General features: G+C 53.2%; 16 protein-coding genes. 8 read left to right on the top strand and 8 right to left on the bottom strand.

Going from position 1 to position 16636, the window contains the following annotated elements; all coding sequences use genetic code 11:
- The first annotated feature begins 171 nt into the window (after positions 1-171).
- Positions 172-363, top strand: a complete 192-nt coding sequence (locus EDF73_RS21760) for a hypothetical protein (RefSeq protein WP_132731191.1) — start codon at positions 172-174, stop codon at positions 361-363.
- 116 nt (positions 364-479) lie between these two features.
- Here the strand turns inward: EDF73_RS21760 and EDF73_RS21765 are convergent, their stop codons facing one another.
- The 3 genes from EDF73_RS21765 to EDF73_RS21775 form a co-directional block, all read right to left on the bottom strand.
- Positions 480-1043, bottom strand: a complete 564-nt coding sequence (locus tag EDF73_RS21765) for a DUF1440 domain-containing protein (protein WP_132731125.1) — start codon at positions 1041-1043, stop codon at positions 480-482.
- A 293-nt stretch (positions 1044-1336) separates the two neighbouring features.
- Complete coding sequence (locus EDF73_RS21770) at positions 1337-1771, bottom strand: GNAT family N-acetyltransferase (RefSeq protein ID WP_132731192.1); 435 nt, start codon at positions 1769-1771, stop codon at positions 1337-1339.
- Positions 1772-2140: 369 nt separating this feature from the next.
- Positions 2141-3205 (bottom strand): LacI family DNA-binding transcriptional regulator, encoded by a 1065-nt coding sequence (locus EDF73_RS21775; protein ID WP_132731126.1) that lies wholly within the window; start codon positions 3203-3205, stop codon positions 2141-2143.
- Positions 3206-3425: 220 nt separating this feature from the next.
- Between EDF73_RS21775 and EDF73_RS21780 the strand changes: the two genes are divergently transcribed.
- Together EDF73_RS21780 and EDF73_RS21785 are read left to right on the top strand one after the other, a co-directional pair.
- Positions 3426-6533, top strand: a complete 3108-nt coding sequence (locus EDF73_RS21780; protein WP_132731127.1) for a beta-galactosidase — start codon at positions 3426-3428, stop codon at positions 6531-6533.
- Between the two features lie 183 nt (positions 6534-6716).
- Positions 6717-7982 (top strand): MFS transporter, encoded by a 1266-nt coding sequence (locus EDF73_RS21785; protein WP_132731128.1) that lies wholly within the window; start codon positions 6717-6719, stop codon positions 7980-7982.
- Positions 7983-8023: 41 nt separating this feature from the next.
- Here EDF73_RS21785 and EDF73_RS21790 read toward each other — a convergent pair whose 3' ends face one another.
- Positions 8024-9124, bottom strand: coding sequence for an AAA family ATPase (locus EDF73_RS21790; RefSeq protein WP_132731129.1), 1101 nt, complete (start codon positions 9122-9124; stop codon positions 8024-8026).
- 82 nt (positions 9125-9206) lie between these two features.
- Complete coding sequence (locus EDF73_RS21795) at positions 9207-9467, bottom strand: hypothetical protein (RefSeq protein ID WP_165905772.1); 261 nt, start codon at positions 9465-9467, stop codon at positions 9207-9209.
- A gap of 288 nt (positions 9468-9755) precedes the next feature.
- Between EDF73_RS21795 and bla the strand changes: the two genes are divergently transcribed.
- The gene (bla, locus tag EDF73_RS21800) at positions 9756-10610 is read left to right on the top strand and encodes a PLA/ORN/TER family class A beta-lactamase (protein WP_132731131.1); all 855 of its coding nucleotides are present in this window, start codon (positions 9756-9758) and stop codon (positions 10608-10610) included.
- Positions 10611-11008: 398 nt separating this feature from the next.
- On the opposite strand, the gene EDF73_RS21805 is transcribed toward bla, so the two are convergent.
- The 3 genes from EDF73_RS21805 to EDF73_RS21815 form a co-directional block, all read right to left on the bottom strand.
- On the bottom strand, positions 11009-11419 hold the full coding sequence (locus EDF73_RS21805; RefSeq protein ID WP_132731132.1) for a DUF4354 family protein: 411 nt from the start codon (positions 11417-11419) through the stop codon (positions 11009-11011).
- A 151-nt stretch (positions 11420-11570) separates the two neighbouring features.
- Positions 11571-11873: a cupin domain-containing protein gene (locus tag EDF73_RS21810; RefSeq protein WP_243655246.1), complete on the bottom strand. Its 303-nt coding sequence runs from the start codon at positions 11871-11873 to the stop codon at positions 11571-11573.
- Between the two features lie 261 nt (positions 11874-12134).
- A complete protein-coding gene (locus EDF73_RS21815; protein WP_132731133.1) occupies positions 12135-12365 on the bottom strand; it encodes a hypothetical protein in 231 nt (76 codons plus the stop codon).
- A 717-nt stretch (positions 12366-13082) separates the two neighbouring features.
- Between EDF73_RS21815 and EDF73_RS21820 the strand changes: the two genes are divergently transcribed.
- From EDF73_RS21820 to madB, 4 genes are all read left to right on the top strand, one after another.
- On the top strand, positions 13083-14000 hold the full coding sequence (locus EDF73_RS21820) for a LysR family transcriptional regulator (RefSeq protein WP_132731134.1): 918 nt from the start codon (positions 13083-13085) through the stop codon (positions 13998-14000).
- A gap of 270 nt (positions 14001-14270) precedes the next feature.
- Complete coding sequence (locus EDF73_RS21825) at positions 14271-15242, top strand: triphosphoribosyl-dephospho-CoA synthase (RefSeq protein ID WP_243655247.1); 972 nt, start codon at positions 14271-14273, stop codon at positions 15240-15242.
- Positions 15239-15364 carry a hypothetical protein gene (locus EDF73_RS27965; RefSeq protein WP_258441289.1) on the top strand — a complete coding sequence of 42 codons (126 nt, stop codon included), beginning with the start codon at positions 15239-15241 and terminating at the stop codon, positions 15362-15364. Before EDF73_RS21825 ends, EDF73_RS27965 begins: the two co-directional genes overlap by 4 nt.
- Before the next feature lie 21 nt (positions 15365-15385).
- Complete coding sequence (gene madB, locus EDF73_RS21830; protein ID WP_132731135.1) at positions 15386-16612, top strand: Na+-transporting malonate decarboxylase, carboxybiotin decarboxylase subunit; 1227 nt, start codon at positions 15386-15388, stop codon at positions 16610-16612.
- Positions 16613-16636: the final 24 nt, after the last annotated feature.

A 16636-nucleotide genomic window follows, 5' to 3' on the forward strand; every position in this document is an offset into this window, starting at 1 on the left:
TGCGCCTGGAAATCATCAAATACCGCTTTGACCATGCCCGCGGTTTGCCCGCGCAATGACGAAACCGCGTTAATCCGCCCTTTTTTTAGTTTGTCATGCTGTTGACATATGTCGGTAGATATTCTGTGTTCGGTCACTCACAACCACATCATTCTGTCAGGAGATATCGTGATGGGTACAATAAAAGCTAACAACTTAGCGCAAGCTAAACAGCTTCTTGACTCCGGCGAAGCCAATAAAGTCGAGCTGGCTTTCGAACTCGACTCCGACGAGTTTTTCAACTTTGCGATTGAATACTGCACGAACGGCTCAAAATTAACCCGAAATGAGGACCATTTCGTCATTTCCCGCAAAAAGAAGTGAGCGTCCAGCAACCGCTGGTATCCCCTCGAGAAAGGTCTTTGGCCGATTTAGGCTATCGTTCGCTGCCGTCTGATGCATGAATAAACCGCCGATCGGCGGTTTATTCACTCCCGACGTTATCTGAACGGAGAACTAAGAGGGATTTCGGCATCAGGTTGCCGCGTCAGCCGGTTTCTGAGGTCGCGACGGATCATCTCAATTGCCCAGAACCAGAATATATGCCCGACCAGCTCAGAAATATATTCATCGGCCGGAATATGAAATAATGAGGGCGTGAGACCCAGCAAAGGAAATGAAATCCAGTGGACGGCAATTGTCGCCACGATCCCCGCCCATACTCCCTGCCATAATTTTACTTTCGGAAAAACCTCCGCGACGACGCAATAGCCAATCGCAAACACCAGTGAGAATATGATATGAGTGACCATCACCGGATTAATGACGTGCTCTGAAAAAGTATATACGGTATGGGTTGGATCGATCCCAAGATAGTCGCGTAGAAAAAGATATGGCGGATTGAACTCATCCCTGCCGCCTGAAAATGTGCGCGGCGGTAAAGGTACTTCAGCCCCCCACTTCACAAATGCCGACATAATTCCGGCAATGGCCCCTACAAATAATGCAACGCCGTAACGTCTCCTTGCCGGATCTGTCCGGATAAAAAAATCCTTAATTGCCATAAAAACACCACCAATATATTAATATTCATTTCGCATGTTCATATTTCATAAAGATGGCGCCGCCCATGTTGATCAAGATCACACTTTTTGGCCATAGCCGCTACTATAAATAGACTGTAATTATGGCCAGTGGACGACGTTTGGCAATGCAAGGCGTTGTTCCTGCGTAGTGCCTCTGACAGTCGCCGGCGCTTCATATGGCGGCTAAAGAGGGATGCGCGCCTCTCCTGACAAAAGAGAGTTCTGGCGGCGCTGAGCTCCGGCACGAAGGGATGGCGTTTTCTCGCGCCAGATTAACGGATATACCCCTGCTCTCGCATGCGTAATAAGCTTTCATCGCTGGCGTAAACCATTCCGGTCGCCAACGTTTCAAAACCAAACCGGCGGTAAAAATCCATTTTATCCGCAACCGCATAGATAAAAATTTTGCCAAACGGCAGCAGTTCATTCTGTACCGCCTGCATCAGCTGCTGGCCATAGCCCTTACCCTGCTGATGTGGGAGCACTGCAACATCGGCAAGGTAGCTGCACCAGGTAAGATCGCTGATGGCCCGGGCGACCGCAATCAGCCGATCTTTTTCATAGCCAAACCAACAGAAGGCGCTATGACGAAAAGCTCGCTCAACCAGGCCAATCTCACGTTGATTGAGGCCCGCGGCGGCGATGAGATCTGCCACAGCTTGCCAGTTCACTTTATCCAGACTCTCTCTACCTTCCAGCCGCATTATCACGTTACCTTTGACTCCCGCATTGTCGCTTTCAGCATAGCCGGAACAGGACTCCCTCCCCTGAAGGTCTTCCAGCATATTATGCTGGTTAATAAACGATAACCCCGAGGACGGCGACACCATAAGCGCTGAAAACAGATCGTTTATTCTTAATAAGGGTTAAAATTCCCCCATACTAAAGAATTAAATAAATTTTCGATTTTTTTGCGCACCGCAGGCAAAAAAAAACCGCCAGATAGCTGGCGGTGAACAAATGCTTGCATGGATAGATTGTGTTTTGCATTGTACATAAAGACGGCTTCCAGCCTCCTCTACGTCTTTTCCTACGCTAGCACACTCTTCTTCAATGAAAGCTAAACCGAAACCGGCTTACAGCTTATCGACCAGCGCTTTTAGCTCGGCAATCAAGGGGCCACGGGTGTCTTCGCCCTCATGCGGCCAGGTTGACTGACGGACGATCAGTTCGGTGGGCAACAGTTCGCGGATACGTACCTGCGGCGCCGCCATCTGCTGAGCCAGCCGTTCCACCGCCCTTTTGCCCAGCAGATCGAAGTTTTGCGCAACGGTGGTCAACGGGGGCTGGAAGTAGAGGCTATCCGCCGTATCGTCGTAGCCGGTCACCGAGATCGCGCGGCTGCCGCTGCGGTTGAGCTGCGCCAGGGCGCTGAGTACCCCTAAGGCCATCTGGTCGTTAGCCACTACGATGGCGCTGATCCGCGGCTGGAGATGCAGCAGCTCGAAGGTTTTACGCCAGCCGCTGGCGGCGCTCCAGTCGCCAAAAACCGTCACCCCATTACTGACCCCCAGGCTGTGCAGCGCCTCTCGCCAGCTACCCAGCCGCATGCGGGCGGAAACGGAGCTTTCCGGGCCGGCCAGCAGGCCAAACTCCCGGTGTCCCAGCTGCCAAAGATGCCGCACGCAGGCCCCGCAGCCGTCGCGATGGTCGAACCGGACGCAGGAGACATCCGTCTCCGGCGAAACATCAAGAAACAGACAGGCGATATCGGGGTTTTCCCTGACCAGGCGTTCCGCGATGTCGCTCTCCAGCGGCAGGCCAACAATCGCGCCACGAATATGCTGAGCGCGAAACTCATCCAGCCGCGCCTGCAAGGCGGCGTAGTCGGTACGCTCCGGCATCGCGATAGACACTTCCAGCTGATGGCGAGCGGCATGACTTTTCACCGCCGCGGCGATTTGCGAAGGCGCATGCAGCGTCAACGAGGCGGTAATCAGCCCTATCGAGGGCGCCGCTTTGCCCGCCAGCAGCTGCGCCGAGCGGTTGGGGACATAATGCAGCGCCTGCATGGCGCGAATCACTTTCTCACGGGTTCGCGCCGACACCACCTCAGGACGATTAAGCACCCGGGAAACCGTCTGCTGAGAAACCCCGGCCTCACGGGCCACATCATCTAATGTTGCCGAATGGCGCTGCATGCTTATCTCCTGTCGGCTAAAACTGAGCCCTGGCCGTTAAATGTCGTTCGCTAACATTTTATGTCTAATTCACGACAAAAATCTGCTCGGATTGCGGCGTTTCGTGATCGTGGGTCGGTTTCATTTTCACCGATATTGCGGGACGGATAAAAATATCTGATAACGAAATCATTCTTGTCTAGCGAATGACATTTCTCTCACTTATCCGTCAGGTATGCGAATGCAACAATCTCACTCATCCTCAGCCCGCGCGTTAACGTTTCACGACGTCCTGGCCCGCGAAGACTGGCAAAATCAGAGCATTACCCACGTCAATCGCCTGGCTGCGCACCCGACGTTTGCCAGCTGGCGCAAGCTGGCCGATGCCCGGGATAACCGCGCCTCCGACCGGCGCCGCACGCTGGACGGGCAATGGCAGTTCTCGTATGCCCACAGTCCGTTCGCGGTAGACGCCCGCTGGCTCGACCACGATCTTGCCGACAGCCGCGGCACGCCCGTTCCCTCGAACTGGCAGATGGAGGGCTACGACGCCCCGATTTACACCAACGTCCGTTATCCGATCGAAACCACGCCGCCGCGGGTGCCGGAAGAGAACCCGACCGGCTGCTACTCGCTGAACTTTTCCGTCGATCGCTGCTGGCTCACCGAAGGCCAGACGCGGATTATTTTCGACGGCGTCAATTCCGCCTTCCACCTATGGTGCAACGGCGTGTGGGTGGGTTACTCCCAGGATAGCCGTCTGCCCGCCGCATTCGATCTCACTCCGCACCTGCGGGCTGGCGACAACCGCCTGTGCGTGATGGTCATGCGCTGGAGCGCGGGCAGCTGGCTTGAGGACCAGGATATGTGGCGCATGAGCGGTATTTTCCGCTCGGTGTGGCTGCTGAATAAACCGGCGCAACACCTGAGCGATGTCCAGCTCACCCCGCAGCTGGACACGCTGTATCGCGATGGTGAGCTCCAGGTCAACCTGACCCTTGCCGCCCCCGCCGACGGCCTGGCTGAGCTGACGGCCGAAGTCAGCCTGTGGGACGGCGAGCGGGAGATAGCCCGCCAGCGTCAGCGCCCAGGCTCGCCGGCGATCGATGAGCGCGGCAACTACGCCGAACGCGCCAGCATCACCCTGCCGGTGGAGCGGCCCGCGCAGTGGAGCGCGGAAACGCCGCACTGCTACCGGGCGGTGGTCGCGTTGTGGCGCGGGGATACGCTGCTGGAAGCTGAAGCCTGGGATATTGGCTTCCGCCGGGTCGAGATCGGCAACGGTCTGCTGCTGCTCAACGGTAAGCCGCTGCTGATCCGCGGAGTGAACCGCCACGAGCACCATCATCAGCGCGGTCAGGTGGTGACCGAAGAGGATATGCTGCAGGACATTCTGCTGATGAAGCAGAATAACTTCAACGCCGTGCGCTGCTCGCACTATCCGAACGCGTCGCGCTGGTATGAGCTCTGCAACCGCTATGGCCTGTACGTGGTCGATGAAGCCAACATCGAAACCCACGGTATGGTGCCGATGAACCGCCTCTCCGACGATCCGGCATGGCTCCCGGCGTTCAGCGCCCGCGTGACGCGGATGGTGCAAACCAACCGCAATCATCCGTCGATAATTATCTGGTCGCTGGGCAATGAGTCCGGCGGCGGCGCCAACCATGAAGCCCTGTATCACTGGCTGAAGCGTCAGGATCCTTCGCGCCCGGTCCAGTACGAAGGCGGCGGCGCCGATACAACCGCCACCGATATCATCTGCCCGATGTACGCTCGCGTCGAGCGCGATCAACGCATTCCTGCCGTGCCGAAATGGGGAATTAAAAAATGGATCGGCATGCCCGGTGAACAGCGTCCGCTGATCCTCTGTGAATATGCGCACGCCATGGGCAACAGCCTCGGCAACTTTGCCGATTACTGGCAGGCATTCCGTGAATATCCCCGACTACAGGGCGGCTTTATCTGGGACTGGGCCGATCAGGCCCTCGAAAAGACGTTTGCTGACGGCAGCACGGGCTGGGCCTACGGCGGAGATTTCGGCGATAAACCTAACGATCGCCAGTTCTGCATGAACGGGCTGGTGTTCCCGGATCGCCGCCCGCACCCTTCGCTATTCGAAGCCAAACATGCCCAGCAATATTTTCAGTTCTCCCTGCTGGAGCAATCTCCGCTGTGCATCCACATCAGCAGCGAATACCTGTTCCGCGCCACTGACAACGAAGTGCTGAACTGGCAGGTGCAATCCGGCGGCGAAACTTGTGCCAGCGGGAGCGTCGCGCTGAACCTCGCGGCGCAAGGCCACGCTGAACTGACGCTTTGCGATCGCCTGGCGTTACCTGCCGGCGCGAACGAGGTCTGGCTGACGCTGGAGGTTATCCAGCCGCAGGCCACGGCGTGGTCAGACGCCGGGCACCGCGTGGCCTGGGAACAGTTCGCCCTCTCCGCCCCCCTGGCCTTACCGGCGTACAGCGCCCCCGGCCCGGCGCCAGCGTTGACCAGCGACGAACGAACCTACAGTATCAGCCTGGGGCCGCAGGAGTGGACGATCGATCGGCGCAGCGGTTTATTAAGCCAGTGGCGGGTGGACGGCGTGGAACAGCTGCTGACCCCGCTGCGCGACCAGTTCATCCGCGCCCCGCTGGATAACGATATCGGGGTCAGCGAAGTCGAACGTATCGATCCCAACGCCTGGGTTGAGCGCTGGAAGAGCGCCGGGCTCTATACGCTCGAAGCGCGCTGCGTTCACTGCGTGGCGCAACGCCTGGCCCATGAGACGATCGTCGACAGCCACTGGCACTACCTGCGCGGCGACGAGGTGATGATCGTCAGCCGCTGGCGGATGACCTTTGATAGCGCAGGCCGTCTGCATCTGGCGGTAAACGGCGAGCGGGCGAGCACCCTGCCGCCGCTGCCGCGAGTGGGCCTCCATTTCCAGGTTCCCGATCAGCATGCCGACGTTGCCTGGCTTGGTTTGGGTCCGCATGAAAACTATCCCGATCGCAGGAGCAGCGCCTGTTTCGCCCGCTGGCAGCTGCCGCTGGCCGAGATGAGTACGCCGTACATTTTCCCCACCGAAAACGGCCTGCGTTGCGATAACACCGCGCTGGACTGGGGCCGCTGGCATGTAACCGGCCATTTCCACTTCTCGGTACAACCCTACGGTACCGCCCAGCTGATGGAGACCGATCACTGGCACCGGATGAAACCAGAAAACGGCGTCTGGATAACCCTTGATAGCCAGCATATGGGCGTCGGCGGCGATGATTCCTGGACGCCAAGCGTATTGCCGCAATGGCTGCTGCTCGATACGCAATGGCAGTATCAGATATCCCTTCATCTGCAATAAATAATCGGGGGGCGGATGTCCCCCATCCCAAACGGCGTTCCCCGCTTAGCGCTTATCCGGGATACATCGCGGCGGCAACGGGTACCGTCCCGCCACACGGATGGCGTCACGCAGGGAAGCGACAGGTCGCCCGCTGCAAAGCGGCGGGAATAATGGCGAGTATAATAACAATGGAACATCTCTATGAAATTCTCTGAACTTGCGCCACGCGAACGGCATAATTTTGTCTATTTCCTGCTGTTCTTTTTCTTCTACTACTTCATTATGTCAGCCTATTTCCCCTTTTTCCCGGTCTGGCTGGCGGACGTTAACCATTTAAGCAAAACGGAAACCGGGATTGTTTTTTCTGCTATCTCACTGTTCGCTATTATCTGCCAGCCGATATTCGGCCTGCTTTCCGATAAGCTAGGTCTGCGCAAACATCTGCTGTGGGTCATTACCGTCTTATTAATGCTCTTCGCCCCGTTCTTTATATTTGTCTTCTCGCCGCTGTTGCAGCTGAATATTTTCGTCGGGGCGCTGGTGGGCGGGCTCTATCTCGGAATCGTATTTTCCAGCGGTTCCGGCGCGGTCGAGGCCTATATTGAACGCGTCAGTCGCGCCAACCGCTTTGAATACGGCAAGGTTCGCGTGGCGGGATGCATCGGCTGGGCGCTCTGCGCGTCCATCACCGGCATTTTGTTCGGTATTGACCCCAATATCACCTTCTGGATCGCCTCCGGTTTTGCGCTGGTGCTCGGCGTGCTGCTGTGGTTCTCCCGTCCGGAAAGCAGCAACAGCGCCCAGGTGATGGACGCCTTAGGCGCCAACCGGCAGGCATTTTCGCTGCGCGTCGCCGCGGAGCTGCTGCGGATGCCGCGCTTCTGGGGATTTATTATCTACGTGGTCGGCGTCGCCAGCGTGTATGACGTTTTCGACCAGCAGTTTGCTAACTTTTTTAAAGGTTTTTTTGCCGATCCGCAGCGCGGCACCGAAGTCTTTGGCTTTGTCACCACCGGCGGCGAATTGCTGAATGCGCTGATTATGTTCTGCGCCCCGGCCATCGTTAACCGTATTGGCGCGAAAAATGCCTTGTTGACCGCCGGGATGATTATGTCGCTGCGGATTCTCGGCTCCTCTTTTGCCACCTCGGCGTTCGAAGTGGTGATGTTAAAAATGCTGCATATGTTTGAAGTGCCGTTCCTGCTGGTGGGTACCTTTAAATATATTTCGTCGGCATTTAACCCCAAATTATCCGCCACGCTGTTCCTGATAGGTTTTAACCTCTCGAAACAGCTCTCCGGCGTGGTGCTGTCGGCATGGGTGGGCCGGATGTACGACACCGTCGGCTTCCATCAGGCCTACCTGATACTGGGGTCCATTACGCTGGGATTTACGCTCATCTCGCTGTTCACCCTGAAAGGCAGCAAAACGCTGCTGCCCGCCGCCGGGGTGAACCCCGCCGCCTGAATGGCCAGCATCGGCTCGTTGAACATCACGGGCCGATGACTTTAACTGCCCTCGGCGGCTTTGATTCGCGTTTCTCCGTCGCTGTTTTCCAGCTCATAGATCCGGCTCTCCGCCAGCGAGGCGATAAGCGCCACGAGTTCCGACGAGTGGCTGGTTAACCAGATTTGGCTATCGCGGGAGGCTGCAACAATCAGCCGGGCCAGCGCCGGAAACATCTGCCGATGCAGGCTGTTTTCCGGCTCGTTAATCGCCAGAAACGCCGGCGGACGCGGGCTTAATAGTGCGACCGCCAGGCACAGGAACCGTAACGTGCCATCGGACATTTCCGCCGCCAGCAGCGGTCGGTATATCCCGTTTCGCCGCATCTTCATTGCGAAACGCGAGTTTTCGTTTTCACAGAAAAACGTGCACTGCGGGAAGGCGACGCCAAGGATCTCATGAAGTAACTCTTCGGCGCCAATTTCGACAATCGTCTGAAAGGCGGCGGCGAGATTGTGCCCATCGCTATCGAGCACCGGCGAACGGTAGCCGACCGTCGGATGCCGCAGCGCCGAGTGCCTGCCGATACTAAATTCGTGATAGAAGCGCCACTGGCGCAGAGTTTCTCTGACCCGCGAGACTTCCGGGAAGCGGTGCGGCTCACCCAGTTGACCGAAAATGGACTCATTTTCATAAATGGTGTCGGTGAAGGTATTTTTCTCGCCGTTGACATCAAGCAGAAATGCGGCCTGATTCTTGCGCTGCAACACCCGTGCTGACGGGCGCCGGGAGAACCCCGCCAGCCAGATAGACTCCTCTTTAACTAGCGGATCGAGCATAAACTGGGTGGGATAAGGCAGCTTTTCCGGGAAGCCGACCTGCAGCTCATAATCGAATTGATCCGTGAGACAGGCTATCTGCAACCGCCGCGGATAGCGGGCGGTGGGCGCGCTTTTCCCCGACCACATGATATTCTCGAGGCCGCCTTCATCACTGATATAACTGGAGAACCTGCCGTCAGCGCAGGCCGTTAACAGCTGGATGGCTTTATAGATATTGGATTTACCGCAGCCGTTCGGCCCAAAAACGATATTGAGCGCGCCCAGTTCCAGCTCGATATCCCTGACCGATCTGAAATTTTGTATGCGGATATGGCGAATCATGGCGCTCCCGAAGAGAATAAAACCGCGCGGGGCCGCAGCGGCGGACAGGCCGGACGCCGGCGAATCGTCCGGCGCCGGTGGTTCAGCACAGAGACTTCTTCATGCCCCGGGTCAGGGCGACTCGTTTGAGCTTGTCAGAGTCCTCATGTGACTCATTGAAGACGCCAAAAAAGTAGCGCTCATCATCGATCGTTTGCGACACAATCCGATAGCTCAGCGGCGGCCCGGATTTCGCGCCATACTGCGCAGCGGTGACGGAGAGCTCCGTCGCGGTATCGGCGACGCTGACCAGCAGGCCGTCCGCCTTTCCCCCCACCAGCATGACCTTAATTAGCGGGTCCACCATGTTCCTCCCGGAGCGGTCAATGATTAATGTTTGGTCGCCGACAGCGGGCCGCATTAACGCAGCCCTCTGTACATTCTTATAGTTCATCACGGCCTTAAATAAAAAAACTCTTTCTTATACTGAGCTAAGCATCGATTATTGCTGGTAAAAGCTGGCAGATGATGAAGGAAAAAAGAGGAATTGTGAATCTTCATAGCGCTTATTTATGATTATTTTCCATTGAACCGTCTCGCCAGAGTCCGCATAGTCCGCTTGTCCAGAAGCAAATCCAAGGAAGAACCCTGAATGCGTCATAATCGTTTCGCTCTGCTCCCGTTATTCGCCGCCCTGTCTTTGCCCGGCTGGGCGCATGAAGCGACGGTAAGCAAGGTTAAAGAGGCTGAAAGCCAGCTCCAGGCCCGGGTCGGCTACGCCGAGCTGGATCTATCCTCCGGCCGGCTGCTGACCGGCTACCGCTCAGCCGAACGTTTCCCGATGATGAGTACCTTTAAGGTGCTGCTATGCGGCGCCGTTTTGTCGCGCGTTGACACCGGAGAAGAAAAGCTCGATCGGCGTATTGATTACCGCCAGCAGGATCTGGTTGAGTACTCGCCGGTGACGGAAAAGCACCTCAGCGATGGGCTGACCGTGGCGGAGCTGTGCGCCGCCGCCATTACCCTGAGTGATAACACGGCGGCCAACCTGCTGCTGGCCACCCTCGGCGGCCCGCAGGGATTAACCGCTTTTCTCCGTCGCAGCGGCGATCGGACGTCACGTCTCGATCGTTGGGAAACGGCCCTCAATGAAGCGCTGCCGGGCGACGCGCGCGACACCACCACGCCAGAAGCCATGGCGCAGACGCTGCGTCAGCTGTTGACCGGCAACGTCCTTTCGGCCGCTTCGCAGCGGCAGCTGCAGCGCTGGATGGTGGACGACAAAGTGGCGGGACCGCTGCTGCGCTCGGCGCTACCCGCAGGCTGGTTTATCGCCGACAAAACCGGCGCCGGCAACCGTGGCTCACGGGGGATCGTGGCCGCACTTGGCCCGGACGGTAAAGCCTCGCGTATCGTGGTGATTTATTTAACCGAAACCAAAGCCTCTATGGACGAGAGAAACAAGCAGATTGCCGCCATCGGCGAAACCCTGGTGCAGCGCTGGTAATATCCTGGCCACCGTCATGGAAAAATGTACGGAGCTGGCGTCCCTCTCGGGCGCGCTCCGCTTATCGCTCTCAGATTTGAGGGATTGTTAATCCGCATCCTGCCGACACAGAAAAGGCCCGCCGAAGCGGGCCTGCCACTGCTAGTTATTTTGATGATTGTGATGCCTGGTGCCTCCAGGTGAGCCTTTGGTCAGCCACCGTGACTCGCGAGTAAATATATATAAAGCCGCATCTCAACCAGCATGCGTCCTTTGGCCCGCTGTTTCGCCCCTACGCAGAGTGGGATTCATCACAATAATGATGCTAATGGCCTGGCATTCAACGCGAGCTAAACGGTCGGCCATTAACGGCTCCGCCTGACGTGCATACGTCACGGCAAGAGAGACAACTGCCGGCGCTATTTTGCGCGTTTAGCCAGATGAGGGCACTGCGTGGACCATTTTACAAATTTCGCATTGTAAACCGCGTCATCATCGCTGATAAAAGAGACATGACCTGTTTTGGCGGCACCGTCTTTCAGGGTCCCCAAAAGATCCAGCTGGACCGTGCGCTCGTCGAACTCTTTACCTTTCTCGTCGAAAGCCCGATAACACCCCACAAACCCCGTCAGTTCGATAGGGTCATTGGTTTTACTGGTCACCACCAGGTTAAATGTTTTTTCATATTTAGGCTCTCCGGCAATAACAACGGTACCTTCAGAAGCAGGAATAGCCTCAATGACAAGTTTATTGTGTAAATCTTCCGCTGCTACAGAAGAAAATGAGACGAGAATAAATGAGGAAACAAATAGAGCTTTGACCATTTTCATTAATAACCTCCTTGATAAACACCCGAAGGTTATACCGCAGAAAGAGGCTTATCCCAAATCCCAGGGTAAACTTAGCGTAAACCAACAAGAAACAATTCAAATATAGAAAAATTCGCCGCGCCATGGCAACAAAGCAGATGATGACGGGATGTTACGCCCTGTCGATTAACAATAATGTCCCGTGACTTCCCGGGGGAACGCGATGGCTTGCGCCTTTGGGGATAAGATAAAAATCCCCCGCTTTGAGTATGACCGCCTGGCCATCAACAATGAGCGCCATCTCCCCTTCAATCACCACCAGCAGTTCATCAAAGTCGGCATGAGACTCATCCGGGATACCCGGACCGCCCATCTTTATGAGTTTAATGTTGGCGCCCCCGACCTTGCCGAGGATCAGCGATTGCCAGACCTCGGGTAACTCCAACGCTATTTTTGCTAAAGAGCCTGTGTTCACTGCGCTTCCCTCGTGACATGCGAAGTTATAGCTGTACCATATTTCACCCACCGCCCAAATCAATAATCATGATAAGAAATGCTGACTTAGCGCGAACGGTTTTTAGGTCGTCATGACCGGTTATTTTCCACCGCTCACGCGCGGCGCCAGCGAAATATTCGCGTCGTCCCCGCCGGCGGCGATGCTCCAGCCGTTTCTCCCATAAAAAAGCCCCGCGTATGCGAGGCTCCGGCTGATATAAAAAGCGCAGGCTGGCCTAAGCTAGTCCTCTTCGCGACCTTCAAGGGCATCCTGAATAGCATCAGCTAAAGAGGAGACCTCCTGGGCGACGTTACGCAAATCCATCTGACTACGAATACCGGAATTCGCGGTTGATGAAGAGACAGCGGCTTTCGAAATTTCTAATGCTGCCTGTACGGCAAGAAGACGCTTGTGTCTCTCGACCGCGTCTTCACCGCTATCATCATCAAAATCAAAGTATTTTTCTAACATGCTGATTCCTTTTCGACCATCTGGTTGCCGGGTAACTGATATTTGGTCACAGCGGGGTAAATTCAATGGTCAGCCAGGATTTTAATATCATTGTGTTAATTTTGAACTCGGCAGCGACCTTTTCCAGAAAAGACAATCGACCCCTGGTGCGTGTTTAATCATTGACCATCCGCACAGACTATGAAGTTATCACTTCACAAGAGAATATCAGCGCTAAATAGCTGCGCGGAATAGTGTTCCATTTTTGGCCCCCTTCCGGGGCAAGGCATCAGGGCTGTTTCCTTTACCTGACCGCGCTGCATCAGGCTTGAGATGTGTTGCTCTTACGCAACATGCCACCCGTCAGTAAACGGCAGATGTGGCCGTATTAGGCGCGGCTATGTTGAGGGATGCAGGATATTTATTACCTGTAAGGTAATGAAGTAACATAAAATGTTATAGGCAAGCTCTGTCAAGTCTGTATTTGTAGTTTACTTTTTTGCTATACTCGGCAAATCAAATTTGTTGGCATTATCAGCAGTGAAATTATAAATCAAGTCATCTCCTTCAAATATGCTGAACTATTCTATCCAGTACATAATGAAAGTTCATTTAGTTATAAATAACTAACGTACAACAGCTCACAGAATCACATATCCAGTCTAAATTCCAACGTGATATGATATACATGGGCGTAAGCTCTACGTAGTAGACGGATAAATCATAAGAAGGAAATCAATTATGTTTAAGGGAATCACCTTAAGAAAATTAGAGATTTTTCTTTCATACATGCAAAACAGAAATATTGCACAAACCGCTGAAGCACTCAATATCAGCAAAGTCAGCGTTCACCGGACCCTCCACGCACTGGAGGAAGATCTTCGTTGTGCACTTTTCATTCATCAGGGCAGATCGCTGTTTCCTCTCGACAGCGCTAACGTACTTGAGGAACAATCCACCCTTTTATTAGAACAGTTCCAACGCTGTATTCACCTTACACAAGCAGCATCCCATGAAAAGGCCAGTAAATTAAAACTTGGCATGCTGTATTCATTATCCCTTGAAACGATACCTAAATTAATCCTGGGATTGAAACAACGAAGACCACATCTTGATGTCGAATTATTGATGGCTTCAAACCAAAAATTATTAGGATTACTAAACACTCAAATGGTAGATGCTATTTTAATCTCCATTCCGGAACACTACGATACGACGAGATTCGAAACATTACCAATTTTTGATGATGAGATATTTCTTGCTACTCCAGTGAATGTTCCTGCACCACACCATATTCCTGTAGATTTAACTCAGTATCATAATCAAAAATTTATCAGTCTCACCGAGGGCTTTGCCACATATAATGGTTTTCAGGAAGCATTTAAAATTGCCGGGTTCAAACCCGATGTAATTGTACAGGTCCAGGATATCTTCTCGCTAATGAGTCTAATCAGTTCAAATATGGGATGTGGTCTTCTTCCCGGGAGAATGAAAGGTTTATTCTCTGATAAAGTCAAGTTTTTACCACTGGAAAATCGTTTTCAGATGCAACAGCATATCGCTTTGATTTTCCCGCGTAATAGCGAGCATAATCTATTACCATTAATAGCTGAATGTCGAATGTACTCTCTCAGCTTAAACAAAAATAAGAATTAGTTTGTTTTTCCACACAAATCATTTCATCCTCATAGAATGACGATCATTCCAGTCCGTGTCTCAACTTTCACCTTTTCATTCATTACATTTTACGTAACCATATAACCTAGTATGTAATTGACAGTATCACTTATAGATTTATACTAATTTTAGTCACCACAAAGCATTCCATACAATATTTTCTTTCTTTACTTATTATTGATGAATCCCATTTATGGTGTTTTTACATTATTAAAAAATCATATTTCACATTCTTGATGGAAGAAAATAATGCATACACTAGCGACCATTACCCAGATAAAATCCCCCCATCACCGTCTGATGACAGAACCATTAGAAGACAGAACCGTTAATTATCGCCATTTCCAGACTGCTATTATTGGTGAAGTATTGCTGCAAGCTATTCTGCTGGAAGTGTGCTGCTCCCCTAAACCTGGACTGATCACCCCGATCTCAACTGGCGCACACCGCGATATGAACCTGCAGACTTTCCTGCTCAGTTCTTCAGCTATTGCCCCCTGTTTTACTCTGTGCGCAGGGGCCGGATTCACTCATCGCAACCCTCTGCCGTTACTGCTAAAAAAGATCAGGCCTATTGGCATTGATTATGAACATCGCCTGCTGACGGTGACTCAGGGGGTCAACACACAGCGTGGGATCCTATTTTCCGGCTCGGTACTGGCCAGCGCTGCAGGTTATTTACATGGACAAAATCAGCCTGTTGATTGCATTTCACTTATGCATTGCGTCCAACAACTCTGCAAAGGGTTGTGCAAATCTGATTTTGCCGCCTTAAAGACCCGAGCGCCTCGAACTGCAGGCGAATTATTGTTTACGAAATACGGCGTCACCGGGATCCGAGGCGAGGCTGAACAGGGCTTCCCCACGATCGCTCAAATTGGCTACCCGGCGTTAATCGCTGCATTCAACAAGAGGCTGCCTTTACGTCATGCATTAGTCGATTGTCTCCTGATGCTGATGACGCAGTGTGAAGACACGAACGTGTTGTGGCGGACAGGGCCGCAACAACTGGCTGAACTGAAACTCCACGCGTCAGAAATTGTTCATCGCGGCGGGATTAGTGCTCCGGGAGGTGAGGCGCGTGTTCACCAGCTTAACGAATGGTGCTGTCAGCACAGAATTAGCCCAGGCGGTTCAGCGGATCTCTTAGCCCTGAGCATCGCAGTGTATCTGCTATGCCATTCACATTTTCCCAACGACGTTACCCAGGAGAGAATATGAGCATCTATCAATATGCGTTTATTTGTTATTGCATCACTATCGCCATTTCATTTGCCGTTATGGGGATCGTCGTTGGATTAAATAAAGCCATGAATAAATTAAATATTCGTGATGACGACTAATAATAAAATAAGGAATTAATCATGGAGATATTATTACGCCTCTTCTCGGGTATCGGGACTTTTTTTACTGAAGATCCGCTGATCGCCCTGGTCCGTTTCCTGCTCATTGTCTGTGGCTTCGCCCTCGCCTACCTCGGCTTTAAACGGAAACTGGATCCGTTAATCATGGTACCTATGGGCCTGGGAATGATCGCCATTAACGCCGGCGTATTGTTTCTGAATAATGGCACCATCGGCACCATCATGCTGGATCCCATGGTGAGTGAAACCAACGAATTAATGTCGTTGATGCAGGTGAACTTCCTGCAACCGATTTACGCCCTGACGTTCAGTAATGGTCTGATCGGCTGTTTAATCTATCTTGGTATCGGCACCATGAGTGATGTCAGTTTTCTGCTTGCCAGACCCTGGGCCAGCATTATCGTCGCACTGTTTGCCGAACTCGGTACGTTTGTCATGTTGGTTATCGGCTATCAGTTCTTTGGTCTGCCGCTTAATGAAGCCGCCGCTATTGCCACTATCGGCGGTGCAGATGGTCCGTTAGTGATGTTCTCGGCACTGATTATGTCGCCGAATCTGTTTGTTCCGATTGCGATTATCGCCTATTTGTACCTGACGCTGGCCTACGCAGGTTTCCCTTATCTGGTACGCCTGATGGTGCCGAAAAAATTCCGCGGCGTTGACACGGAAATGGAATACCCGCAGGTGTCTAAAAAAGCGAAATTTATTTTTATCGTCTCCATGTGTACCCTGCTGTGCTTGTTGTTGCCTGCCGCAGCACCATTACTGTTGTCGTTTTTCGTGGGGATGGCGATTAAAGAAGCTGACATTCTTCCTTATCATAAACTGCTGGAAAGCACTATTACCTACAGTTCTACCTTCTTCCTGAGCCTTCTGCTGGGAACATTGTGCAGCGCGCAGACACTGCTGGATCCGAAGGTTGGCATTATTCTGGTGTTGGGCATCGGCGCATTGGTTATTTCGGGTATTGGCGCATTAGCCGGCGGCTGGTTTATTTATTTCCTGTCACGGCGGAAAAATTACAGCTATAACCCGGTGGTCGGTATTTCCGGCGTCTCTTGTATGCCGACCTGTGCCAAAATTGCGCAGTATGAAGTCACAGCGGAAAACCCCTATAGCGTTATTTTACCGGTTGCCATAGGCACAACGATCAGCGGAATTATTGTCTCCGCCGTCGCCGCCGGGATATTCATGACCACATTCTCTGTGGTCACTATTTTACCGTAATGTTTTTATCAATATCCAATGACC

It is taken from the genome of Klebsiella sp. BIGb0138, from assembly GCF_004342285.1.
In the GTDB taxonomy this organism is placed as follows: domain Bacteria; phylum Pseudomonadota; class Gammaproteobacteria; order Enterobacterales; family Enterobacteriaceae; genus Klebsiella.